The following is a 20,866-nucleotide window of genomic DNA, read 5'->3' on the forward strand; positions in this document are numbered from 1 at the left end:
ATGGTCATGGTGTCAAAATGAGATGCCGGGTCGCCGGAGAAACCTGGTTGAACATGCCGTCTTCGCAGTCGTTGAACAGCGCTCGCTTGCTTGCGGCAAGTAAATGCGCCACGACCGTAAGTCATCGCGCCTGGACGGCGACGTCCCCGTAGGCGTTAAAGTAGCTGGCCGGCGGCGCGATGGTTGCCAGCCTGTTATGGTCCGGACACGCCTGGCCATGACGAGGAGGCAACAGCCAGCCCTGTTCTTACAGATGCGGCCCTCCTCGCCCTGAATGCCAGGCCGCGCGGCGCAACGAGAACAGCTCGGCCACGGTCCCTCAGCTATTGCAACGAGCGGCGGTATCGTCCCGGGTGGGTCAAGGCGGCGGCGGAGCCTGGATTGGCGACCGATTTTTAACACGGAGAACGCGAAGAACCGCAGAGGGCCACGAAGGGTGTGAACGAGTCAGAGCCTGAAAATCAACCGACTCCTGGCCGGAGCCGAAGTTGCTCCAGCATAGCGCAGGACGGTGGGGGGTCAGCTTGCAGGCATACAGCGGCGGCGTCGTCCGCTTCGGGCTACGGCCGGAGCGCCCGTCCGGACCACATGACGGTGCGGCCAGGGGCGTGCGGCCCTGGCATGGCCGGTGCCTGTTGCGGCCGACGATGGTTTACCACAGAGACACAGTGACACAGAGATTGCAACGAAGCCGTCGGCGGCGCGGCGATTCTGATCTCTGTGTCCCTGTGTCTCTGTGGTAGAATCCGCGGATTTTCCGCCAGTACAACATCGCCGATCGGCCCTGACGCCGCAGCCCGTTGCTGCGTGGAGGCACCCTTGCCGCGGCGCTTCGCGGTCCTCCGCTCTCTATGTATTGAAAATCAAGGAAGAACGAGCAGGCACGGCCGGTTCCCGTTTTGCCCGGTTACCCCCGCCTCACTTCCTGAGTAGGGTGCGCGCCGTGCCGTCGCACCCCGAGGAATCCAATGCGTATCCGCCGAGCCCTTTGCCTTGCTGCCCTGCTGTCCACCGCCGGCACCGCCGCCCACGCCGAATCCTGGCGCGGCTTTCCCGTGATCGAGTGGCAGACCCGCCCCGCGCAGCAATTGGCGGCCATGAAGCACCTGGGCATCACCGCCGAGGCAATCATGGCCGATCGGCAACATCCTGATCAGCCACGCCGGCAGGAGCTGCAGGCGGCGCAATCCGCCGGCACGGGTTTCTACGTCGAGAACATCGCCACCGATTTCTATTCCGCCTACCATCGCTGGTTTCCCGGCAAGCCGGTGAACTGGCGCTTTGTGGAAGCGCAGCAGCGCTACCGGGCGGACCCGGCGAACGACTCGCTGCTGTTCCGCGACCCCAGCCTGTCCGACCCGGCCTGGCAGGCGAGCATCCGCGAGCGGCTGATGGCCACGGTGCGCACCTATCACGCGGATCAGCCGCTGTACTACGACCTGGGTGATGAAAGCGGCATCGCCGATTTGTCGGCGTTCTGGGATTTCGACCTCTCGCCGCCCGCGCTGGCCGCCATGCGGCAGTGGTCGCAGCAGCAATATGGCTCGCTGGCGGCCCTGAACGCCGAGTGGGGCACGCATTTCGCGCGTTGGGATGACGTGCGTCCGGAGACGACACGCCAGGCGATGCGCCGCACGGACGGCAACTTTGCCTCCTGGTCCGACTTCAAGGCGTGGATGGATGTCGCCTATGCGCAGGCATTGCGTGCCGGCACCGATGCGGTGCACGCGGCGGACCCGCAGGCCGTCGCCGGCATGGAAGGCGTGCAGGTTCCGGGCTGGGGCGGCTACAATTTCGAGACCCTGGCGCACAGCGTGGACCTGATGGAGGTCACCGGCGCCTACGGTGAAAGCCTGCCGCTGCTGCGGGCACTGAATCCCCGGCTGATCCCCATCATCACCTCGTTTTCGTCCTCGCCGGCCAGCCAGCGCCGCACCTGGCACGCGGTGCTGAACGGGGCCCGCGGGCTGGTGCTGTGGGACGAGAATGATGCGATCGTGCGGCCCGACGGCACGGTGGGGCCGGACGGCACGGCCCATGCGCCGCTGTTCGCCGCGCTGCCTCGCGTCGCGGCGCTGCTGCACGACAGCCAGCCGGCGCTGGATGCAGTGGCGATCCTGTATTCACCGGAGAGTTTCCGGCTGCAGTGGATGCTGGACCAGCAACCGAAGGGCGACGCCTGGATGCAGCGCAAGTCGGAAACCGAGCTGGAGGACAATGCCTGGCGCCATGCGCTGCACGGCTACATGCAGACGCTCAGCGGGCTGCATCTGCAGCCGCAGTTCGTCACCGGCGCCATGCTGGCGGAGCTGCACAGCAAGGTGCTGATCCTGCCCGACACGCTCGGCCTGTCGCAGCAGGAGGCGCAGGCGATCGCCCGGTTTGCCGCGCAGGGCGGCGTGGTGATCGCCGATCGGCCTGCGGGCGGCTATGACGGCCACGGCAAGCGGCTGCCGCAGCCGGTGTTCACGGCCGGCGTGGCCCGTATCGTGGCGCCGGAGGATGCCCCACAGATCACCCGGCTGCTCGGCCAGGCCGGGGTCAGCCAGCCGATTGGCGTGCGCAATCCGGATGGCAGCAACGCGGGGGACGTGACGCTCTACAGATACCGCCACCACGGTGACACCGTGGTGGCGCTGGAGCGGCAGGATCGCGGCGCGCAGGGCAGGGCGGTGGTGCTGGACTTGCCAGCGGCAATCGCCTCGGTGAGCGATGCGCGCACCGGCGCGGCCGTGGCGGGTGGCAGGCAGGTGACGGTTCAGCTTGACCCGGTGGTGCCGACGATCCTCTGGGGACACGCCCGGCCATGACGGTGGAGCAACGGGCCGCTGCCATTTGCATCCATCGTGGTGGCCGCGCGCGGCCAGGGCGACGGCTACGCACATGCAGATCCGGACGCCTGGTTTACAGCAGACCGTAGGTCGGTTGGGACAGGACGACGGCGTTCCTTCATCGTCATGGCGGGCGGCGGCCCCATTGGCGTTAAAATAGGGCTGGCTGTTGCCTCCTCGTCATGGCTCGGCTTGTCCCTACGCAATGCACACATCCTGGAAACGAGTCGGAAATGACCGTAAAATCAAGTGCTTGCCTGGGCGCCAAGAGCGTTCCCCCATCGTCATGGCCCGGCTTGTCCGGGCCACCTATTCCAGCACTTGTGCCGCGACAGGTGGCCCGGACAAGCCGGGCCATGACGAAAGAGAAACGCAGCGGCGGACCGTTTCCGAGATGTGTGCATCCCGTAGGGACAAGCCGGGCCATGACGGAATAGCAAGCATCGTGCCGCCGCCACGCTATTTTAACGCCAATGGGGCCGGCGCCCACCATGACGTGGATGGGCCGGTGCCCTGCATCCAATAACGCGGTTATTCCCTGACGGACCCTCAGCGAACGCTTGATTGATTGGTGACCTCGATCATGGCGCGCACCCTGGGATAGACCTCCCGCGCCCAGCGCGACCCACTGAAGACGCCATAGTGGCCGACGCCGCTCTGCAGGTGGTGACGCTTCTGGCTGACCCGCACGCCGGTGCACAGGTCCAGGGCGGCCATCGTCTGGCCGATGGAGCAGATGTCGTCGCGCTCGCCCTCGACCGTCAGCAGCGCGGTGCGGCGGATCGCCTCGGGCCGCACCGGGTTGCCATGCCATGTCAGCCGCCCCAGCGGCAACTCATGGTCCTGGAAGATGCGCTGCACCGTCTGGAGGTAGAATTCCGCCGGCAGGTCCATCACGGCGTTGTATTCATCATAGAATTTCTTATGTGCCGCCGCGGCCACGACGTCGCCGCAGGCCAGCGCGCGGAACTGCGCCATGTGCGCGTTGATGTGGCGATCGAGGTTCATCGAGATGAACGCCGTCAACTGCATGAAGCCGGGATAGACCCGCCGGAAAGCGCCGGGATAACGCCACGGCACCTTGCCGATCAGTTTCTTCTCGAACCACTCGATCGAGCGCGACTTGGCCAGGTCGTTGACCTTGGTCGGGTTCCGCCGCGTGTCGATCGGCCCGGCCATCAGGGTCAGGCTGCGCGGCTGCGCGCGGTTATGGGTCTCGGCCATGACGGCGGTGGCGGCCAGCGCGGCGACCGTCGGCTGGCACACCGCGATCATGTGGCTGCCCTCGCCGACGACCTCGAGGAACCGGATCAGGTGGTCGACATATTCGTCGAACCCGAACACGCCGTCCGACAGCGGCACGTCGCGGGCGTTCTTCCAGTCGGTGATGTAGACGTCGTGGTCCGGCAGCAGCACGGCGACGGTGCCGCGCAGCAAGGTGGCAAAGTGTCCCGACATTGGCGCCACGACCAGGGCCCGCGGCTGCACCACGTCGATTTCCTTGCGGAAATGCAACAGTGTGGCGAAAGGCGTTTCGAACCGCGATTCCTCGACGACGCCGACCGTGGCGTTGCCCACGGCGACGGTCTTGAAGCCGTAGTCCGGGCGCTTGTGGGTCAGGCCGGTCTCGGCAATCATGGTGCATGCGGCGCCGAACTGCCGCAACGGCGCCGGAGTGTATTCTCCCAGGTCGAATGCCCGCGCCAATCCGGCTCCCAGTCTGGCAAGCTGGCGGGTGGGATACAGCAGGTCGGCCTGCGCTTGGTAAAGTTTGTAAATCATCGCCTGCTGGATCACGCCACTTTTGTATCGTTCAGTCTGGATCATTTTTGGATAGGTGTCATTAGCATGTCACCATGTTCACATGGGGCCTCGCCATCCCACCGCGGCTACTGATATATTGCGTCGCAGCATGCCAGCAGGTTCAGGGGTTGTCACTATGGCGGGAGCCACACTTCTCATTAGCAGCAAAAATTATTCCTCCTGGTCGCTGCGTGGCTACCTTCTGGTGCGCCTGGCGGGCTTGCCGTTCGAGGAAAAAGTGGTCGATCCGGACGATCCGGCGAACCGCAAGGAACTGCTGCTGCAGTCCTCCTCGATCCGGATCCCGGCGCTGATGCACGACAAGGTGGTGATCTGGGACACGCTGGCGATCGCCGAATACCTGAACGAAACCTTTCCGGACGCGCACATGCTGCCGGCCGAGCGGGTGGCCCGCGCCCGCTGCCGCTCGGTTTCCGGCGAGATGCATTCCGGATTCGCCGCCCTGCGGGAGGCGCTGCCGATGAACCTGCGGCTGTTTCGGCCCGGCTTCACGGTCTGGTCGGCCGTGCAGGAGGATATCGATCGCATCACCGAAATCTGGCGCGAATGCCTGTCGATCTGGAAGGGGCCGTGGCTGTTCGGCGCCAGCCCGACGATCGCCGACGCGATGTACGCGCCGGTGGTGACCCGCTTCCGCAGCTATGACGTCAAGATGGACAAGGTGTGCGAGCGCTACTGCCAGCAGATCATGGCCTGGCCCGACATGAAGGAATGGTTCGCCGCCGCGCAGCGCGAACCCGAGCAGATCGACGAACTGGACATCGAGTTTTGAGGGTTCTGTTTGACCGGGTTGGGCCTGGTGTTCAGGAGCGGTCGGCACCGGGGGATGTTCGTAAATGCGTGAGTCGGGGGGCTTGCTTCCGGCTCGGCCCGCGCGGCCCGGGATGGTGCGTCATCGGCGCGGACAGCGTGGTCGATGGCGTATTTTTTGTTCGCACTGAGTATGGACTGAGGGCTGCGGAGGGCCGCTGAGGATCAGGGGGACATTGCGCTGGCTGGTGCGGTTGTTGCTGTTGTGGAGGGCGGGTTCCCTGATCCTGACAGGCTCCGATGCGCGGCGCCAGTTGGCCGGACCGGTGACTCTGCCCGCCATGACGGCGCCATCCGCACCGCACGGCGCAATGTCCCCCTGATCCCCTGTGGCCCTCCGCAGCCCTCAGTTCGTCTCTGTGCGAACAAAAATACGCCCTCACCCACGCTGTCCGCGCCGGGGAGGCCACCATCCCGGACCGATCCCGCCCTGCCCACCTACCAGGGCGCAGGTTCCGGCACCGCGACCCCACTCTCCACCTCCACCGTGCTGAAATGCGCCGGGCCGACAACCTCCAGGTATTCCATGTCGGGGGAGTAATCGAAAAGGTAGTGGGTGATCCCCGGCCGCTGATGCACGCAATCGCCGGCCGCGACCAGGTGCTCCCGGTCCTCGTACATGAATTTTGCCCAGCCCTTCAGCATCAGGACGATGTGGAAGTCCGCCTGGTGCCGGTGCCAGCCGGTGCCTTTTTCCGGCGCCTCCCTGGCGCGCACCAGTTGCGCGATCACTCGCCCGCCGGTGGCGTTGGCGACGCCGAGATCGCGGTACTGGAAGAACGCCCGCACCCCGTCGTCGACCCACGGCGTGTCGCCGGGTTTCACATGAGAGAATGTATTGACGCTTGGCGTTTCAGGCATGGGCAAGGCTCCCTTTTTCAGGCGGCCGTCCTGGCGTTCCAGGCCATGCGCGGCCGGTTGTGAAACAGGCCTGCCTTCCGGATGTCCTCCCGCCGCGCGTCCGGCCTTGAGAGCCTGCCGTTCCGCTTTGAAAAAGTGTTGCAGTGCAGCGTGACATGCGGCCGGAAGGGGAGCAATCGCTTTTTTCGTTTGTTTCGAAACGGTGTCCGGCATGCCCGGCTTTGCGGCGTGCAGGCACTGGCTGCGTTTCGGGCGGTTGAGGGTCTCTGGCGGCACGTGCGGCCGGATTGTCCAAAAATGCAACCACAGAGAAGAACGGCGGCCCGCAGCGAAAGCATGATGGCACCGCGCCCGTCGCGACCAGCACCGCCGGGCGATGCCACATAGGCGCTACAGCAGACCGCAGGCCGGTCGGGACAGGGCGGCGGCGCACCCGCATCGTCATGGCCCGGCTCGTCCCTACGGGATGCACAGATCTCGGAAACGGTCCGCCGCTGCGTTTCCCTTTCGTCATGGCCCGGCTCGTCCGGGCCACCTATTCCAGCACTTGTGCCGCGACAGGTGGCCCGGACGAGCCGGGCCATGACGATGGGGGAACGCTCTTGGCGCCCAGGCGAGCACTCGATTTTACGGTCATTTCCGACTCGTTTCCAGGATGTGTGCATTGCGTAGGGCTCGTCCGGGCCACCTATTCCAGCACGTGTGCCGCGACAGGTGGCCCGGACAAGCCGGGCCATGACGATGAGGACAGGCCACCTGTGCGTCCCAACCGACCTGCGGTCTGCTATAACTTAGGCGGCCAGTGGCACGGGCATTGCCACAACGTCATGGTGGGCGAAGGCCCACCATCCACGCCTTTGCACGGCCTCGACACCGCCAGGCGTGGATGCCGGGCCTTCGCCCACCATGACGATGAAGGAACGCCATCGTCCCGTCCCAACCGACTTGCGGTCTGCTGTAGCGCCTATGGGGCGATGCCACGCCATGCGTCGCCGCGGAGCCGGATCGGCAAAACCGCCTGCCACGACAGCCCCATCCGCACCAACCCGCGCAACGTCCCCCTAACCCCCTGTGGCCCTCCACAACCCTCAGTTCGTCTCTGTGCGAACAAAAATACGCCATCAACCACGCTGCCCCCGCCGGTGAGGCACCATCCCGGCCGCGGCACCGCCTACTCCCCCGACAGCTCCCGCCGCCGGCGATCGAGTTCCTCGCTGTAGCGGCGCAGCGCATATTGCTCGGTCAGCAGGCCGATGACGTGCCGCCCTTCGGCACTGTCCACCACCACCAGCGCGTCGCTCTCGGCATTCTCGAACATCGCCACCGCTTCCTTGATCGTCATCTGCGGCAGCAGCACGGTCTCGGCGTAGTGCACGACGTCACGGACTTTCCGCTCATCGTCGGCATCGGCATGGGCTTCCGGCAGCAGGACGATGCCGGCGTAGCGGTCGCCTTCGTCCAGGACGATGACGCGCTGCGCGGCGCCCAGCGGAAAGTCCCGCTTGAACACGCTCAGCGGCGTATCGGCGCGGACCGTGCGCATTTCCCGCCGCATCATTCGCCCGACGGTCAGGTTGCGCATCCAGCCGATGTCGACGGCGCTGCGGATCGCCTCGCCGCGCAGGTGGAAGCGCCAGGTGGCGAACGAGTAGCCGAAGGTGCGCCGCACCGTCAGCGACGACACCACGCAGGCGGCCAGCACCGCCACCGTCATCGGCAGGCTGCCGGTCGCCTCCAGCGCCAGGAAGCCCATGGTCAGCGGCCCGCCGATGATCGCCACCGCCAGCCCGCTCATGCCGACCAGTTCGCAGACCGTCGCCGGCACGGCATGGGCGGAACTGACCTGGATCAGCGCGCCGGCAAACGCCTTTCCCAGCAGCGCGCCGAGGAACAGCGACGCGAAGAACAGCCCGCCGCGGAAGCCCGAGCCGATGGAAATTGCCGAGGCCGTTGCCTTCAGCAGCACCAGCAGGACAACCCAGCGCAACGGTTCGCGGACTTCGAACGACATCCCCAGCGCGCCGTGGCCGGACGACAGCACGGCCGGCGTCACCAGCGACAGCAGGCCGATGGCCAGCCCGCCGATGCCGGGGCGCATCCAGGCCGGGACGCCGCTCTTGCGGAACAGCTCCTCGGTGATGGTCACGCCGCGCATGATCGAGATGCCCAGCAGCGCGCACAGCATGCCCAGCGCCAGGATCGGGATGTAGTCCAGCGCCTCGATATGCGGCATGACCTGCGGGTTCAGGTCGAAGATCGAGCCGCCCAGCGCCTGCACCACCGCCTGTGAGACCAGGGCGGCGACGGAAACCGGAGCGAACGAGACCAGGGTATAGGTGCCGATGATCAGCTCGAACGCATAGAACGAGCCGGTCAGCGGCGCATTGAACGCGCCGGCGATCGCCGCCGCCGCGCCGCACCCGACCAGCAGGCGCATGTCGTTGCGGCGGACCCGGAAGGCGTGCCCCACGCGCGACGCCATGGCGGAGCCGATCTGGGTGTAGCCGGCCTCCAGGCCGACCGAGGCGCCGACGCCGTTGGACATGATAGTCTGGATGACGACGATCAGGCTGCCGCTGAGGGACATCCGGCCGCCGAACAGGGCGTTCGCCTCGATCGGGTCCACCGTTCGCCGCGGCCGAAGCCGGGTGAAGCCCAGCGTCGCCAGGCCCATTGCCAGGCCGCCAAACGCCGGTACCAGCACGGTCCGGAACGGGTCGAGCACAGCCATGGCGCTCAGGCGCTCGTCGTGGCCGATGCCGAACAGGACCTGGTGGACCATCTGGGTCGTCGTGGTCATCAGCCAGACGCTCAGGCCGGTGGCGCAGCCGATGAACGCGGCCAGCACCACCAGCCAGATTTCGTCGGTGCGCACCAGGGCGCGCAGCACCTGTGGCGCGTGCAGGACGGCGGAGCCGAACGGGCGGCGGCTCCGGCGGGCGGCAGCGCGGTCCGCGGCGGACGCGGTCTGGCCCGCGCCGCGAATCTCATCCGCGTCCGCAATCGTCGATTCGCCATCCATTATCGGCATCCACGCCCGCCAGCCGAAGCCGGGAAAGAACTGGGTGTGGTTTTGCGGCCTGCCATGGTTCGGAGCAACATGTCTTGCGCCAGGAAGGGTGTGGCTCCGGTAAACATCTCGTCCGCGGCAACAATAGGGCTGTTACAACCCGCGTTCCGCACGGGTGGCGGCCAGGTCGTCCTCGATGAAGGCGCGGATGACGTCCAGCACGGGCTCATGCGCGGAAAAGCCCAGGGTGCGGGCATGCAGGGCCTCGAAGGCCGGCGGCCAGGTCGAGACGATGGCCGCGATCGCCCTGTCCTCCACCCGCTTCACATGCGACGCGGCACCGGGCGCCACGTCCTCCAGCGCCTGCAACAGGTGCGCGACCGTGGTGCTGATGCCGGGCGGGTCGATGCTGCGGTCCAGCCCCATCTTGCCGGTGTCCATCACCGCCGCGTGCAGCAGCCAGTCCAGCGCCCGGCGCGGGCTGCAGACCCAGACGGCGAAATCGTCCGCCACCGGCAGTTCCGCATCCAGCCCGAGCAGCGGCTCGCGCACGATGGCGGAGAAGAACGAGCTGGCCGCCTTGTTCGGCCGCCCGGGCCGGACGATGACGGTGGGCAGGCGGAGGCTGACGGCGTCGAGGAAGCCGCGGCGGGACGCATCCGCCAGGATCAGCTCGGCCGCCGCCTTCTGCGCGCCGTAGCTGTTGCCCGGGACCTGGCGGGTGTTGTCCGCCACCGTGACGTTCTGGCTGCCGCTGAAGCTGGCGATCGAGCTGGTGAACACCACGCGCGGCGGCTTCCCGCCCGCCGCGACCAGCGCCCGGCAGCGGTCGATCACCGCGTCGGTGCCGCGCAGGTTCACCCGGCGCCCGAGGTCGTAGTCCGCTTCCGCCTGGGCGCTGACCACGGCGGCGAGGTGGAACACCACGTCGGTGCCCTCGGGGATGGCGCTGTCCGGCAGGGTGACGATGTCGCCGGCGAGGCTGGCGACCGGGAAGCCGGCGGCGGGCCGGGACGGTTCGGCGATGTCGAACAGCGTCAGCCCGGTGACCGGATGGCCGCCCAGCGTGCCGTCCTTCGCCAGGCGCGCCGCGATCTTGCGGCCCAGGAACCCGCCGCCGCCCAGGATGGAAATCTTCATGATCGTTCCTCCGTTCGCCATTGAAAGATTGCACCGACGCCGCGCGCGGTCCACCGTGGCGGCATGATCGGCTCCCATCCATTTAGTCTGCTGGTCAATCCGCGCCACGGCATACCCGGAGTCACGGTGCTGCCGGCCGGTGGGTTCCGGCGGGCGAAGGCGGCGATCACCGGCTGGGACGGTTACGCGCCGACGCCGCTGCACGACCTGGACGCGCTCGCCGCCGGCGTGGCGACGCTGCGGATCAAGGATGAAAGCGGACGGTTCGGCCCGGGCAGCGTCAAGGCGCTGGGCGGCCCCTATGCGGTCATGCGCCTGCTGGCCGCGGAACTGTCGCGGCGGGGCGTCGCCGGCGCCGCGACCGCCGAAGCGCTGGCGGACGGGCGCTACCGCGACGTGACCGGCACGCTCACCGTCACCTGCGCGACCGACGGCAATCATGGCCGCGCGGTCGCCTGGGCGGCCCGGCGGTTCCATTGCCGGTGCGTGATATTCGTGCCCGGCGCCGTCAGCCAGGGGCGGCGGGATGCCATCGCCGCCCTGGGCGCCGAGGTCGTGCCCGTCGGCGGCACCTATGACGATGCGGTGCGCGAAGCCAGCCGGCTGGCCGCCGCGGAGAACTGGCTCGTCGTCGCCGACACCGCGTATCCCGGCTACACCGAGACGCCGCGCGAGATCATGCAGGGCTATCGCCTGATGGCGGACGAGGCGGCGGATCAGTGGTCCGGCGACCCGCCCACGCATGTCTTCATCCAGGCCGGGGTCGGCGGCGTCGCGGCGGCGGTTTCCGTGCAGATGCGGACCCGTTTCGGCACCGCGCCGCGCCTCGTGGTGGTGGAGCCCGATCGCGCCGCCTGCCTGTTCGCCAGCGCCCGCCAGGATGCGTTGGCCGCGGTGCCCGGCGGCCTGGAGACGATCATGGCCGGACTGGCCTGCGGCGAGCCCAGTCTGCTCGCCTGGCAGGAACTGGACCGCGCGGCGGCGGCCTTCATGACGATTCCCGATGCGGCGGCGGTCGACACGCTGTGCCTGCTGGCGGACGCCGGGCTGGTCGTCGGCGAATCGGGCGTCGCCGGCCTCACGGGATTTTTTCTTGCCGTAGCCGATACGACCGCGCGCGCGGACCTCGGCCTGGATGCGGCAAGCCGAGTGCTTTGTTTTGCGACTGAGGGGGTTACCGACCGGTCTTTGTACGATACAAGGCTTAAGTCTCGACAGCGTTAACACTTATTCAATCATTTGTGCCATAAGCTGACGATGGGTTGACGGAAAGCGTTCGAACCCAGCAGCGTTAGACGGCCATGCGGAATGAAGGAGCCAGCAATGCACGTACGTGTCGTGTGGCCATTTCTCACGGCGGTACTGACCGCAGGGGTTGCCTATGGCGCAACCCCGTACCTGACCTTGTATCGGCTGGGTGAAGCCATCCAGACCTCCGATACCGGAACGCTCCGGTCGCTGGTGAACTGGCCGGCGGTTCGCGAGGGCATCAAGGAGGATATCTGCGATCTCGGGGACGACGATCCGGGTGCCAGCACCGGCAACACCCTGCCGCCTTTTGGCGCGTCGTTCGTGCGGGGGATCGCCTCCAACGCGATCGACCGGGCCGTGACGCCCGAGGCGCTGCTGGCCGCCACCGGCTCGTCGCCCCTGACCGCGTTGAGCAGCGAACGGCAAGCGGCGAGCGGCGACCAGCAGGGGCCGGACATCCAGGTGAACTGGGCGTTCTTCGACAGCCCCACCACGTTCTCGATCAGCCTGCAGGCGCGGGGCCAGGCCGAGCCCATCCGGCTGCAGATGGATCTGCGCCACGGGGCCTGGAAGGTGCAACGGGTCTGGCTGCCGGCGGACCTGCTGGCCAATCCCGGGTCGCGGGCCTGACCGGTCAGAGCCTGACAATCAATCGGCTCCTGGCCGGAGCCGAAGTTGCTCCAGCATAGCGCAGGACGGTGGGGAGTCAGCTCGCAGGCATACAGCGGCGGCGTCGTCCGCTTCGGGCTACGGCCGGAGCGCCGGTCCGGACCACATGACGGTGCGGCCAGGGGCGTGCGGCCCTGGCATGGCCGGTGCCTGTTGCGGCCGACGATGGTTTACCACAGAGACACAGGGACACAGAGATTGCAACGAAGCCGTCGGCGGCGCGGCGATCCTGATCTCTGTGTCCCTGTGTCTCTGTGGTAGAATCCGCGGATTTTCCGCCAGTACAACATCGCCGACGGCCCCGATGCCGCAGCCCATTGCTGCGTGGAGGCACCCTTGGCGCGCGGGGGCAAGGGTGCCTCCACGGGCTGTCGCCGCCGATCCGGCACGTTCGTCTCAACCGGCCTGCGGCTTGCTGCAAAGTCCTGTAAGATTTGGCGTTGGTCTTTGGAATCGTCCAGAAAGCCGATTGATTTTCAAGCTCTCAGGTCTTCGGCTTCGGTTCCTCGACCGGGCCGCCGGCCTTTTTCCAGGCGCCGAATCCGCCCTCGATATGGGCGACGCGTTCCAGGCCCATGTCCTGGGCGGTTTTCGCCGCCAGCGCCGAGCGCCAGCCGCCGGCGCAGAAAAACACGAAGCGCTTCGATTCGGCGAAAATCGGCTTGGCATAGGGGCTTTCCGGGTCGATCCAGAACTCCAGCATGCCGCGGGTGCAGGGGAAGGCGCCGGGCATCCGGCCCTCGCGGTCCATTTCCCGCGGGTCGCGCAGATCGACGAAGACCACGTCCGGCTGGCCGGACAGCGCAACCGCGTCCGCCACGGGCAGGGTTTCGATCTCCGCATTCGCCTCGGCCAGAAGCTGCTTGTAGCCTTTCCTGATCTGCATGCCCTGTCTCCTCCTGAATGCAACAAACGTAGCGGAGGTCACGGCCAACCGGAAGCGGCCAGTCATGCCGGTGGCCGCTGTTGGCTTGCGCCGCCACGGCCGGTTCATGCCGGACAGGCCGCGTGACCGGACAGGGCCGCCGGAACCGCAGAAGGAGCATCTGTATGCATCTGTGTTCATCTGCGTTTCCCCTTGTTTCGTAGAACGGACAACCTCGCTGCGTCCCGGTCAGTGCGCCGGCGGCCGGTTTGTGCCGCGCTGAGAGTGCCGGATTGGCTCTTGTTGGATTTCGGGGTGGTGAGACGCTTCACCGCCCATCCGGAACCCGCCAGGACTCTTGAAAACCGCAACCGAGCGTCCCGGCAACGATCGGCGCGCGGCCGACAGTACGTTCGGAGGTCCAGTTCACCACCGGCCCATCTGCGTTCATCTGCGTTCATCTTCGGTTCCTGAAGCAGCGTGGCGGCGGGAGGGATGTTCCAACCCGTGCGTGCTGCTCCGAAGGAGAGATGGAACCGCAGATGAACGCAAATGCAGCGGGGCTGTTGCCGCAGCGGGGGCGCACGTCATCCGACAGGGTATTGTCGTGGACCTTATTTCAACACGGTTCTGGTTGGATTTCGGGACCGTGGAACGCCTCACCCGACCACCCCGGAAGCCGACAACAGCCGCCGGATTTTGGAAACACAGATGCACACAGATGATGGCCGTGCGAACACAACCGGCGTGCCATCCGGCAGGCTCCGCTGGAACAAGGCATGATTGCGGAGGGCGGCCGCAGCGCGATCGACGGGGGTGGATTCGTCGGACGGAACCGATCCGTGGACCGGGAAGCTGGTATAACGTTGCCCGGCGATCTTGGCGGCGGTATCTGATCACGCAGCGGGAGCCGATGCCAATGCACGCCGAAGGCATAGCGCCGCCCGATGTCGATGGCCCCGCCAAGCCGGAACGATGCCCTGATCATGGGCCAGGACGGGCTTGATCCGGCCGGGCACGCCGCGGTGAGGCGCGTGTCCCCGTAACAGAGGGGCGTGCAGGCAGTCGGCTTCGGCGGAAGCCGTGGGTGCCGGGCTGCCGAAATTCCGGGGGATGCGCGTGGGCGTAGGGCTGTTCACCATGAGGAAGATGACCGGGCACCGCCGATCCGTCCCTGCCGCCGCGGCCGGGGCCGGGCCGGCCATCGGCACCGGTTTCCGGTCCGGGCAGCCGTGAATCCAGCCTGGGTCATCCATACCGGACGCCTCGTCCTCTCGCCGGTCGCTGGCGGCGACCTGCCCGATCTGCGGGCGATCAAGGCCGATCCCGGCGTGTTCGCGGTCATGTTGGGCGGCGTGCGCGGCTATGCCCAGGCGGCGGACGACCTGGCACGGGACATCATTGCCTGGGGCCGCTATGGCTTCGGCTGGTGGGCGATCCGCGAAACGGCCTCCCGCGAGACAGCCTCGGGGCGCTTCGCCGGCGTGGCCGGGCTCGAGCACCGTCCGGACGGGCGCGGCGTGGCTTTGCGGTTCGCGCTGTGGCCCGAGGCGCAGGGGCGCGGTCTGGCCCGTGAGGCCGCCTTCGCGGTGCTGCGGTTCGGCCACGACAACGCGCACCTGCCGCGCATCATCGCCGTCGCCCGATCCAGCAACTTCGGCTCACGCACCATCCTGGGCGCGATTGGCATGCGCGAAGCCGGCCGGTTCGAACAGCGCGGCTACGACATGATCCTGTATGAGAGCGTCAGCCCGCCTGGCTCTGCGATATCTGGTTGCGCATGGCGGTGATCAGCGCGTCGATGCTGTTGCCGTTGTGCTGGAGGTAGGAGGCATAGTCCTGCCGCTGGGTCAGCCGCAGCGACGTGCCCTCGGCCTTGACGTCGACGATCTTGGGATTGCTGGTGGGATTGGAGACGATCCACTCCACGTTCGTGGGTGGGTTGTTTGGCCGGTTCACGATGGTGGACACCACGGCGTCCTCGTCCTCCATCCGGGTGCGGCCCATGGTGAAGCTCACGCCCCGGTATTCACCGACCTTCGCGGTGATGTTCGTCACCAGCACCTCGCGGAACAGGCTGAGGTACTGTTTCTTCTGCTCGGGCGTCGCCTGGCGCCAGTAGCGGCCGAGGCAGAAGCGGCCGATCTCATCCACGTCCACATAGCTGTCGACGATCCGGGTCATGGCGGCGCGCTTGCTGTTGGGCGAGCCGGGGCCGTTCACCACGCTGACGATCTTGTCGCCGGTTGACTTGACGAACGCGGCTGCCTTCTCGGTGGCCTGAGCGAGAGCGGGACGCGCGGCGGACAAAGCGGCCGTCGCGGCAACGAGTGTCAGGAGGGACCGACGATGGATCATAAGATGTTCCGAGCTCCGCTAACAGGATCGCTTCACTTGCTGGGTTGGGCCGCCGCCGCGGGAAACCAGACGGGGACGGTGGCGCGGTTGTCGTTCCGCATCTCCTCGATCTGCGCATGACGATGCTGACGATACAGGCTGCGGAAGGTTGCGTAGGGATCGAGTGCCGTCTTCTTGATCTGCTCCAGGGAATCGAGCACCCGCTCGCGCGTGTCAACTGCATTCAGGCCATAGCGTGTCCAGTTGAACGCGGTCCAGCCGATCTGACCCGGGCCGCCGATCCATGTGAACGGATCGAGCGCGATGTTGACGCCGAAGCCGGCGGCGTCGCGCGGGTCGCTCGGGCCGAGCACCGGCAGGAACAGGAACGGCCCCTCGGGCACGCCCCAGGAGGCGAGCGTCATGCCGAAATCGGAGTCGTGGTTGGGGTAGCCCCACTTGGTGGCCACGTCGAAGATGCCCAGAACGCCGACGGTGGAGTTGATGACGAAGCGCATCGCCGTGTCGCCCGCCCGCCGGGGCTTGCCTTCCAGCATGTCGTTGGCAAGCTGCGGCGGCGTGCCGAGGTTGCTCAACATATTATGGATGCCGCGCCGCACTCCGCCGGGCAGGGCCCAGCGGTAGGCCTCGGCGGCCGGCTTCAGGATGACGGTGTCGAGCCCGTTGTTGATCGCATAGAACACCCGGTTGGTCGGCTCCAGCGGATCATTGGTCTGTTCGTAGTCCGCCAGCGCGTCGGGGTCGCTGGCCGGCGGCCTGGTGGCGCAGGCGGCCACGTTGACGGTGACGAGCGCGGACAGGGCCAGAAGCCGAAATGTCCCGCCAAGGGGTGGTCGAACAGGTGGGACAGATCGCATCAGTTTCCTCGGGCCAGGACAGGACACACGTGACCGGCACATGCGTCCGGGCGGAGACACACATGGCGAGCGTGATTCGCATTGGAACACCTTAGAAGTGAGGTTTCCGTGAACCGCTCGGCCAGAGACGTTACCATAGGCGCACCAGCGGTGGGAATGCCGCATGATCCAGACATCGCTTGCTTTTCCACAGAAAACCGGAGATTCAATGGCGATGGACACGTCACTCGACACTGCCTCCCCCACGCTGCAGCGCTGGCTGACCGGGCCGCGGTTCTCCGGATTGCCGATGCGGAACGCGGACCTGCCGGCGCCGAAGCTGTCGTTCGAGTTCTTTCCGCCGCGCACTGAGGCGCTGGAGCAACAGCTTTGGGCCTGCATCAAGCGGCTGGAGCCGCTGGCGCCGCGCTTTGTCTCCGTCACCTATGGCGCCGGGGGCAGCACCCAGGCGCGCACCCATGCGATCGTGTCGCGAATCGCCCGGGAGACCGGATTGGTGCCGGCGGCGCACCTGACCTGCGTCGGCGCGACTCGGGTGGACGTGGACGCGGTGGCGCGCCGCTATTGGGAGGCGGGAATCCGCCACATCGTCGCGCTGCGCGGCGATCCGCCACCGGGTTCGGCGTATGAGCCGCATCCGGGTGGGTATCCGTACGCGGTCGACCTGGTCGCCGGGCTGAAGATGGTCGCGGATTTTGAGATCTCGGTGGCGGCGTATCCCGAGGTACATCCGGCGGCGTCCAGCCCGATGGCGGACCTGGAGAACCTGAAGCGGAAGCTGGATGCCGGGGCGACGCGGGCGATTACGCAGTACTTCTTCGAGACGTCGACGTACTTGCGGTTCCTGGACCTGTGCCTGGCGGCCGGGATCACGGCGCCGATCGTGCCGGGGATCATGCCGGTGTCGAACTTCGCGCAGGCTGTCAAGTTTTCCGACATGTGCGGCGCCAGCGTGCCGGCGTGGATGGGGCGGCTGTTTGAGGGGACGGACGACGATCCGGAAACCCGCCGCATGGTGGGGATGGTGATCGCGGCGGAGCAGGTGCGGCTGCTGCAGGCGAACGGGGTGGATGAGTTCCACTTCTATACGTTGAACCGGCCGGATCTGACGTATGCGATCGCGCACGTGCTGGGGGTGCGGGCGCGGGTGGCGGCCTGATCCGGGCGCCCGCAGCCGGGCCTTGTAAGGCAACAAGCGTTGGTTTGGTGGCCAACGCTTGTTGCCTGCCGCGGGATATCAGCGATGGAGTGCCGTGGAAATGCTTCGCTTCAGCCCCGGTGGGCCTGCAGTACCACCCGCCGGAAGTCTCGTCCCTGGCCAACGGGAGGCATCCCACGATTCCTGCCTCTGCTGGCCGACAGGCCGGCTCGGGCTGGAACGTCCGGCGTCGTGTACGCGTGTGATGTCAGGTGCAGCCGGCATGTCGTCGATGTACCGGGTAGTGCCTGAAGGGGCAACCTCGTGTTCTTTTATAACGGTTTGCCGTTGATCGAGTTATCCTGGGCTCTGTTGGTGTCAAATTCTCCGACGTCCAGCGGTATGAGATTGCGTACATGGTTCACAAAGCAAACGAGACGGCTCCCAAAGGAACCGCCCTTTTCTGTGCCCTGTCTGCCAGCCGACAGGATGCGGATACGCACCGATCTGGTGAATTCCCGCGAAGGGGTTCAACCGCGGCGACGCACGAACCCGAGGCCGGCCATACCAGCGCCGAGAATCATCAGGTTCATGGGCTCCGGCATCGGCGTGGAGGGGGTGTAGGTATAGGTGATCGTGGTCGTGCCGCCGACATTGGCGCTGCCGCCGAAGAACACGCCAGAGATGGCCGTGCCGTGGTAACTCCCGTTGCCGGTTGCAACGCTGAAATCCAGGGATACGCCAGACGTCGTCGCTTCATAGGTGGCGAAATCGGCCGCAGCGACGCTGACCGACGAGGTGGCGTTGGCGGCGTTTCCCGGGAATGGGTCCGTCCCAGGCGCAGCGTTGCCATTGAACGGTCCGGCCACCAGGCTTTGCGACATGATGACGCCGGCCGGCCCGGTTGCCGTCACCGGGACTGAAGACGTCGCGTCCGTAAAGCTCTGCGCGGCGCCGGTGTTGTTTAAGACGTCGACTATGGCGGTCGAATTGGTCGTCAGGGTGATCTCGATCCCGGTCAAGGTGCCGAGCGACGTGTCGAACGCCGTCAGGGTGAAGTTATCGGTGAACGGAACCGTCTGGATCGGGGTTGTGTGGGAGAAACTTTCCGTGGCGGCGAATGCCGGGTTGGCGGCGACGGCCGCCAGGGCGGTCATTGCGATCAAAATACGCTTCATGGTCACACCTTTCTGATATCGGAAAGATATCCTGCTGACACAAAACTTCCAAGCAAAGGTCGTGCCATTGATGATTAATGTTATACTACAATGAATTGGCGTCGGGTCAAGGTGCCCATCGTCGCATCGGTGTCGGGATTCTTTACACACGGGAACGCCTTGGGTTGGAGCCTGTTTGGTTGGGCCATTTCAATGGTTGCCACGAAGACCTGGTGCGACGAGCATACGGCTTCCCTGCCGGCAAGCGTCAACCAGGCGCTGTCCGGCTCAGGGCCTCCCCGAGCGCGGGACTGTATACTGCGAAGGCGGCGTAACTCATTGAATTTGCGGCTCGAACAGGCACTGATCCCAGGCATGCTCTCCCTGCACCAGGCCGGCCGCGAACGAGGCGTTGCAGGCGTTTGAGAAGAGACCCCTGCTTCTTAAGACGACGTCGGTGCCCGACCGAGTACTCAGGCGGCTGCGACGATGCCTTCACTCTCGGCGTAAAGTTTTCCGACACAGGCGCGCCAGGCCTTCAACGGCTTGCGTCTCGTTCATCTTGTTGTGGCTTATTAACGTGCATACCCGCCAGTCCGTAACGAAAATTTCGACTGGCCGCAAGAAAATGGATGCCGTGCCGACATGAACGGCGCGCCGACACATTCCGATTTGGAAAGCTTCATTCCGGCGGTCCCACGGTAGGGCCCCATCGGTCGCGGCGCGGCAGGCGTTCCCTAGCTCCTGGCGGTCGGGGCGCCGCCGCCCGTCCGCATCATGCCGGCGGGCTGTGCCGCGTTCCCGTCAGGCCGAAGCCGCATGATCGGTATCCGGCATGAACCCCATGCCTCCCACCGGCTCGCCCGCCCCAACCCCAGGCAGCGGGCGGCGGTCGCAGTCGTCGATGGCCCGCCGCCGGTGCTGGTCGGCGCCGGCAGGACGCGCGTGCCGGCCACCCGCTTCGCCCACATCCCGCCGACCCGGCGCGCCTTCCCAGGCGCTCGCCGTCGCCTGCACCAACGAGGCCACCAACGAGGCCGCGCGCGCGATGCGCAAGCGGGTCAGCGCCATCGCCCGGCGACTGAGCGCAGCTTTGCGGGGCAGGCCATGCGGTGCCGCACCAGTCCGAAAGCCGCCGGATCAGCCATCCTTGGACCCGTTCATCCCGGGCCGATCGCCTCGGCCACCTGGCGCCGGATGCGGGCAAGCTGATCGCCGTGATGCGGAACCCCATCGCGCGCAGGCGCCGGGCCGAGGTCGATGCGACGAAGGGCGCCAGCGCATAACAGCGCTTCGTGCAGCCATTTTCAGGGCTTGGCTCGATCGGTTCCATCAGGCCCGGGATCGCCAGGCCGGCATCTTCGGTCAGCGGCACGAGAATGACGTTTGGGTAGTCCGGCCCGAACAAGGTTTCGTCCTCGATCACCACCGCGAGCCGGAACTTGTTGGGTTCCTTCGGCAGGGCGTCGCCCCGCCAATCGGCGATGACGATGTCCCCGGCGGTGACAGCCGCCACTTACAAGCCCTCCGAGCGCGGTGTGCCCCAGAATTCGGCGAAATCCTTTGCCTCGGGGTTCTCGGCGATATGGCGCGCGACGGCCGCGCTTTGCGCCCGGATGGCATTGCGCCGAACCTCGCGCGCGGCCTCTGTGGCAAGCTGACGGAGATACCTGGCCAGGCCGATGCCGCGGTTCCTGGCTTCCGCCTCCAGCATGGCCTGGACACTGTCATCGAGCCGGACGGAGAGTGGCGCCGCCATTGTATATCCTTCCTGATGTCGGACATGGTGTACACACATGGCGACAAATCAAGCGACAGCCGGCCCTGGCCACGCCGCCGCCTGGTACCGGTCGCCGGACATGCCGGTCGTGTTGGACGCAGCGGAGGGGCCTGTGCCTTTTGCCCGGCCATTATCCGCAAGGGCTGGGGATTGTGGGGGCGGATTCTCTGATAGACGGTCGCAGCGCCCCCGGAACCGTTCATGCTCGCGCATCCTTCCGTGATTCTCAACACGGAGAAGACGGAGGACGACAAAGGGCCACGAAAACCGGACCTTGTTGGCCTGGCGGGACCGGCCAGATCGCGTCATTGATCT

General features: G+C 66.5%; 16 protein-coding genes. 6 read left to right on the forward strand and 10 right to left on the reverse strand.

From position 1 onward, the window contains the following. The first annotated feature begins 968 nt into the window (after positions 1 to 968). Positions 969 to 2,810, forward strand: coding sequence for an alpha-amylase family protein (locus CCS01_RS28695; protein ID WP_104522194.1), 1,842 nt, complete (start codon positions 969 to 971; stop codon positions 2,808 to 2,810). A gap of 570 nt (positions 2,811 to 3,380) precedes the next feature. On the opposite strand, the gene CCS01_RS28700 is transcribed toward CCS01_RS28695, so the two are convergent. Beyond that, on the reverse strand, positions 3,381 to 4,613 hold the full coding sequence (locus tag CCS01_RS28700; protein ID WP_104522248.1) for a polyhydroxyalkanoate depolymerase: 1,233 nt from the start codon (positions 4,611 to 4,613) through the stop codon (positions 3,381 to 3,383). A gap of 157 nt (positions 4,614 to 4,770) precedes the next feature. Here CCS01_RS28700 and CCS01_RS28705 point away from each other — a divergent pair, with 157 nt between their 5' ends. Further along, positions 4,771 to 5,427 (forward strand): glutathione S-transferase family protein, encoded by a 657-nt coding sequence (locus CCS01_RS28705; RefSeq protein WP_104522195.1) that lies wholly within the window; start codon positions 4,771 to 4,773, stop codon positions 5,425 to 5,427. A gap of 476 nt (positions 5,428 to 5,903) precedes the next feature. Here the strand turns inward: CCS01_RS28705 and CCS01_RS28710 are convergent, their stop codons facing one another. The 3 genes from CCS01_RS28710 to CCS01_RS28720 all read right to left on the reverse strand — a co-directional run bounded on the left by CCS01_RS28710 (position 5,904) and on the right by CCS01_RS28720 (position 10,476). Then, positions 5,904 to 6,539: a cupin domain-containing protein gene (locus CCS01_RS28710; RefSeq protein ID WP_239992440.1), complete on the reverse strand. Its 636-nt coding sequence runs from the start codon at positions 6,537 to 6,539 to the stop codon at positions 5,904 to 5,906. A 958-nt stretch (positions 6,540 to 7,497) separates the two neighbouring features. Continuing rightward, the gene (locus CCS01_RS28715; RefSeq protein WP_104522197.1) at positions 7,498 to 9,348 is read right to left on the reverse strand and encodes a chloride channel protein; all 1,851 of its coding nucleotides are present in this window, start codon (positions 9,346 to 9,348) and stop codon (positions 7,498 to 7,500) included. Positions 9,349 to 9,489: 141 nt separating this feature from the next. Beyond that, a complete protein-coding gene (locus tag CCS01_RS28720; protein WP_104522198.1) occupies positions 9,490 to 10,476 on the reverse strand; it encodes an NAD-dependent epimerase/dehydratase family protein in 987 nt (328 codons plus the stop codon). Between the two features lie 63 nt (positions 10,477 to 10,539). On the opposite strand from CCS01_RS28720, the gene CCS01_RS28725 reads away from it, so the two are divergent. Both CCS01_RS28725 and CCS01_RS28730 read left to right on the forward strand, forming a co-directional pair. Beyond that, positions 10,540 to 11,700 carry a diaminopropionate ammonia-lyase gene (locus CCS01_RS28725; RefSeq protein ID WP_104522199.1) on the forward strand — a complete coding sequence of 387 codons (1,161 nt, stop codon included), beginning with the start codon at positions 10,540 to 10,542 and terminating at the stop codon, positions 11,698 to 11,700. Between the two features lie 99 nt (positions 11,701 to 11,799). Further along, entirely contained in the window at positions 11,800 to 12,357 is a 558-nt protein-coding gene (locus CCS01_RS28730; protein ID WP_158258660.1) for a DUF2939 domain-containing protein, read from the forward strand. A 523-nt stretch (positions 12,358 to 12,880) separates the two neighbouring features. On the opposite strand, the gene CCS01_RS28735 is transcribed toward CCS01_RS28730, so the two are convergent. Then, complete coding sequence (locus tag CCS01_RS28735; RefSeq protein WP_104522201.1) at positions 12,881 to 13,282, reverse strand: rhodanese-like domain-containing protein; 402 nt, start codon at positions 13,280 to 13,282, stop codon at positions 12,881 to 12,883. A 1,211-nt stretch (positions 13,283 to 14,493) separates the two neighbouring features. Between CCS01_RS28735 and CCS01_RS28740 the strand changes: the two genes are divergently transcribed. Next, the gene (locus tag CCS01_RS28740) at positions 14,494 to 15,051 is read left to right on the forward strand and encodes a GNAT family N-acetyltransferase (protein WP_104522202.1); all 558 of its coding nucleotides are present in this window, start codon (positions 14,494 to 14,496) and stop codon (positions 15,049 to 15,051) included. Here CCS01_RS28740 and CCS01_RS28745 read toward each other — a convergent pair. Together CCS01_RS28745 and CCS01_RS28750 are read right to left on the reverse strand one after the other, a co-directional pair. Then, positions 15,008 to 15,619, reverse strand: coding sequence for an MlaC/ttg2D family ABC transporter substrate-binding protein (locus CCS01_RS28745; protein WP_104522203.1), 612 nt, complete (start codon positions 15,617 to 15,619; stop codon positions 15,008 to 15,010). The two genes, CCS01_RS28740 and CCS01_RS28745, sit on opposite strands and share 44 nt — an antisense overlap. Positions 15,620 to 15,651: 32 nt before the next feature. Continuing rightward, positions 15,652 to 16,476: an MlaA family lipoprotein gene (locus CCS01_RS28750; RefSeq protein ID WP_104522204.1), complete on the reverse strand. Its 825-nt coding sequence runs from the start codon at positions 16,474 to 16,476 to the stop codon at positions 15,652 to 15,654. Positions 16,477 to 16,684: 208 nt separating this feature from the next. On the opposite strand from CCS01_RS28750, the gene metF reads away from it, so the two are divergent. Beyond that, positions 16,685 to 17,635, forward strand: a complete 951-nt coding sequence (metF, locus tag CCS01_RS28755) for a methylenetetrahydrofolate reductase [NAD(P)H] (RefSeq protein WP_239992441.1) — start codon at positions 16,685 to 16,687, stop codon at positions 17,633 to 17,635. Between the two features lie 509 nt (positions 17,636 to 18,144). On the opposite strand, the gene CCS01_RS28760 is transcribed toward metF, so the two are convergent. The 3 genes from CCS01_RS28760 to CCS01_RS28775 form a co-directional block, all read right to left on the reverse strand. Beyond that, complete coding sequence (locus CCS01_RS28760) at positions 18,145 to 18,792, reverse strand: choice-of-anchor E domain-containing protein (RefSeq protein WP_104522205.1); 648 nt, start codon at positions 18,790 to 18,792, stop codon at positions 18,145 to 18,147. 754 nt (positions 18,793 to 19,546) lie between these two features. Continuing rightward, positions 19,547 to 20,287 (reverse strand): type II toxin-antitoxin system PemK/MazF family toxin, encoded by a 741-nt coding sequence (locus CCS01_RS35925; protein WP_338050011.1) that lies wholly within the window; start codon positions 20,285 to 20,287, stop codon positions 19,547 to 19,549. Next, positions 20,288 to 20,530 carry a CopG family transcriptional regulator gene (locus CCS01_RS28775; protein WP_104522206.1) on the reverse strand — a complete coding sequence of 81 codons (243 nt, stop codon included), beginning with the start codon at positions 20,528 to 20,530 and terminating at the stop codon, positions 20,288 to 20,290. Between the last annotated feature and the right edge of the window lie 336 nt (positions 20,531 to 20,866).

The organism is Rhodopila globiformis, from assembly GCF_002937115.1.
Taxonomy (GTDB): Bacteria; Pseudomonadota; Alphaproteobacteria; order Acetobacterales; family Acetobacteraceae; genus Rhodopila; species Rhodopila globiformis.

Bases quoted from the DNA above. Each gene is read 5' to 3' on its own strand.
- CCS01_RS28705 (WP_104522195.1), top strand. From the start codon at position 4,771: ATGGCGGGAGCCACACTTCTCATTAGCAGCAAAAATTATTCCTCCTGG.
- CCS01_RS28775 (WP_104522206.1), bottom strand. From the start codon at position 20,530: ATGGCGGCGCCACTCTCCGTCCGGCTCGATGACAGTGTCCAGGCCATG.
- CCS01_RS28720 (WP_104522198.1), bottom strand. From the start codon at position 10,476: ATGAAGATTTCCATCCTGGGCGGCGGCGGGTTCCTGGGCCGCAAGATC.
- CCS01_RS28750 (WP_104522204.1), bottom strand. From the start codon at position 16,476: ATGCGATCTGTCCCACCTGTTCGACCACCCCTTGGCGGGACATTTCGG.
- CCS01_RS28710 (WP_239992440.1), bottom strand. From the start codon at position 6,539: ATGCCGGACACCGTTTCGAAACAAACGAAAAAAGCGATTGCTCCCCTT.
- CCS01_RS28730 (WP_158258660.1), top strand. From the start codon at position 11,800: ATGCACGTACGTGTCGTGTGGCCATTTCTCACGGCGGTACTGACCGCA.
- CCS01_RS28715 (WP_104522197.1), bottom strand. From the start codon at position 9,348: ATGGATGGCGAATCGACGATTGCGGACGCGGATGAGATTCGCGGCGCG.
- CCS01_RS28760 (WP_104522205.1), bottom strand. From the start codon at position 18,792: ATGAAGCGTATTTTGATCGCAATGACCGCCCTGGCGGCCGTCGCCGCC.
- CCS01_RS28725 (WP_104522199.1), top strand. From the start codon at position 10,540: ATGATCGGCTCCCATCCATTTAGTCTGCTGGTCAATCCGCGCCACGGC.
- CCS01_RS28695 (WP_104522194.1), top strand. From the start codon at position 969: ATGCGTATCCGCCGAGCCCTTTGCCTTGCTGCCCTGCTGTCCACCGCC.
- CCS01_RS28735 (WP_104522201.1), bottom strand. From the start codon at position 13,282: ATGCAGATCAGGAAAGGCTACAAGCAGCTTCTGGCCGAGGCGAATGCG.
- CCS01_RS28700 (WP_104522248.1), bottom strand. From the start codon at position 4,613: ATGATTTACAAACTTTACCAAGCGCAGGCCGACCTGCTGTATCCCACC.
- metF (WP_239992441.1), top strand. From the start codon at position 16,685: ATGGCGATGGACACGTCACTCGACACTGCCTCCCCCACGCTGCAGCGC.
- CCS01_RS28745 (WP_104522203.1), bottom strand. From the start codon at position 15,619: ATGATCCATCGTCGGTCCCTCCTGACACTCGTTGCCGCGACGGCCGCT.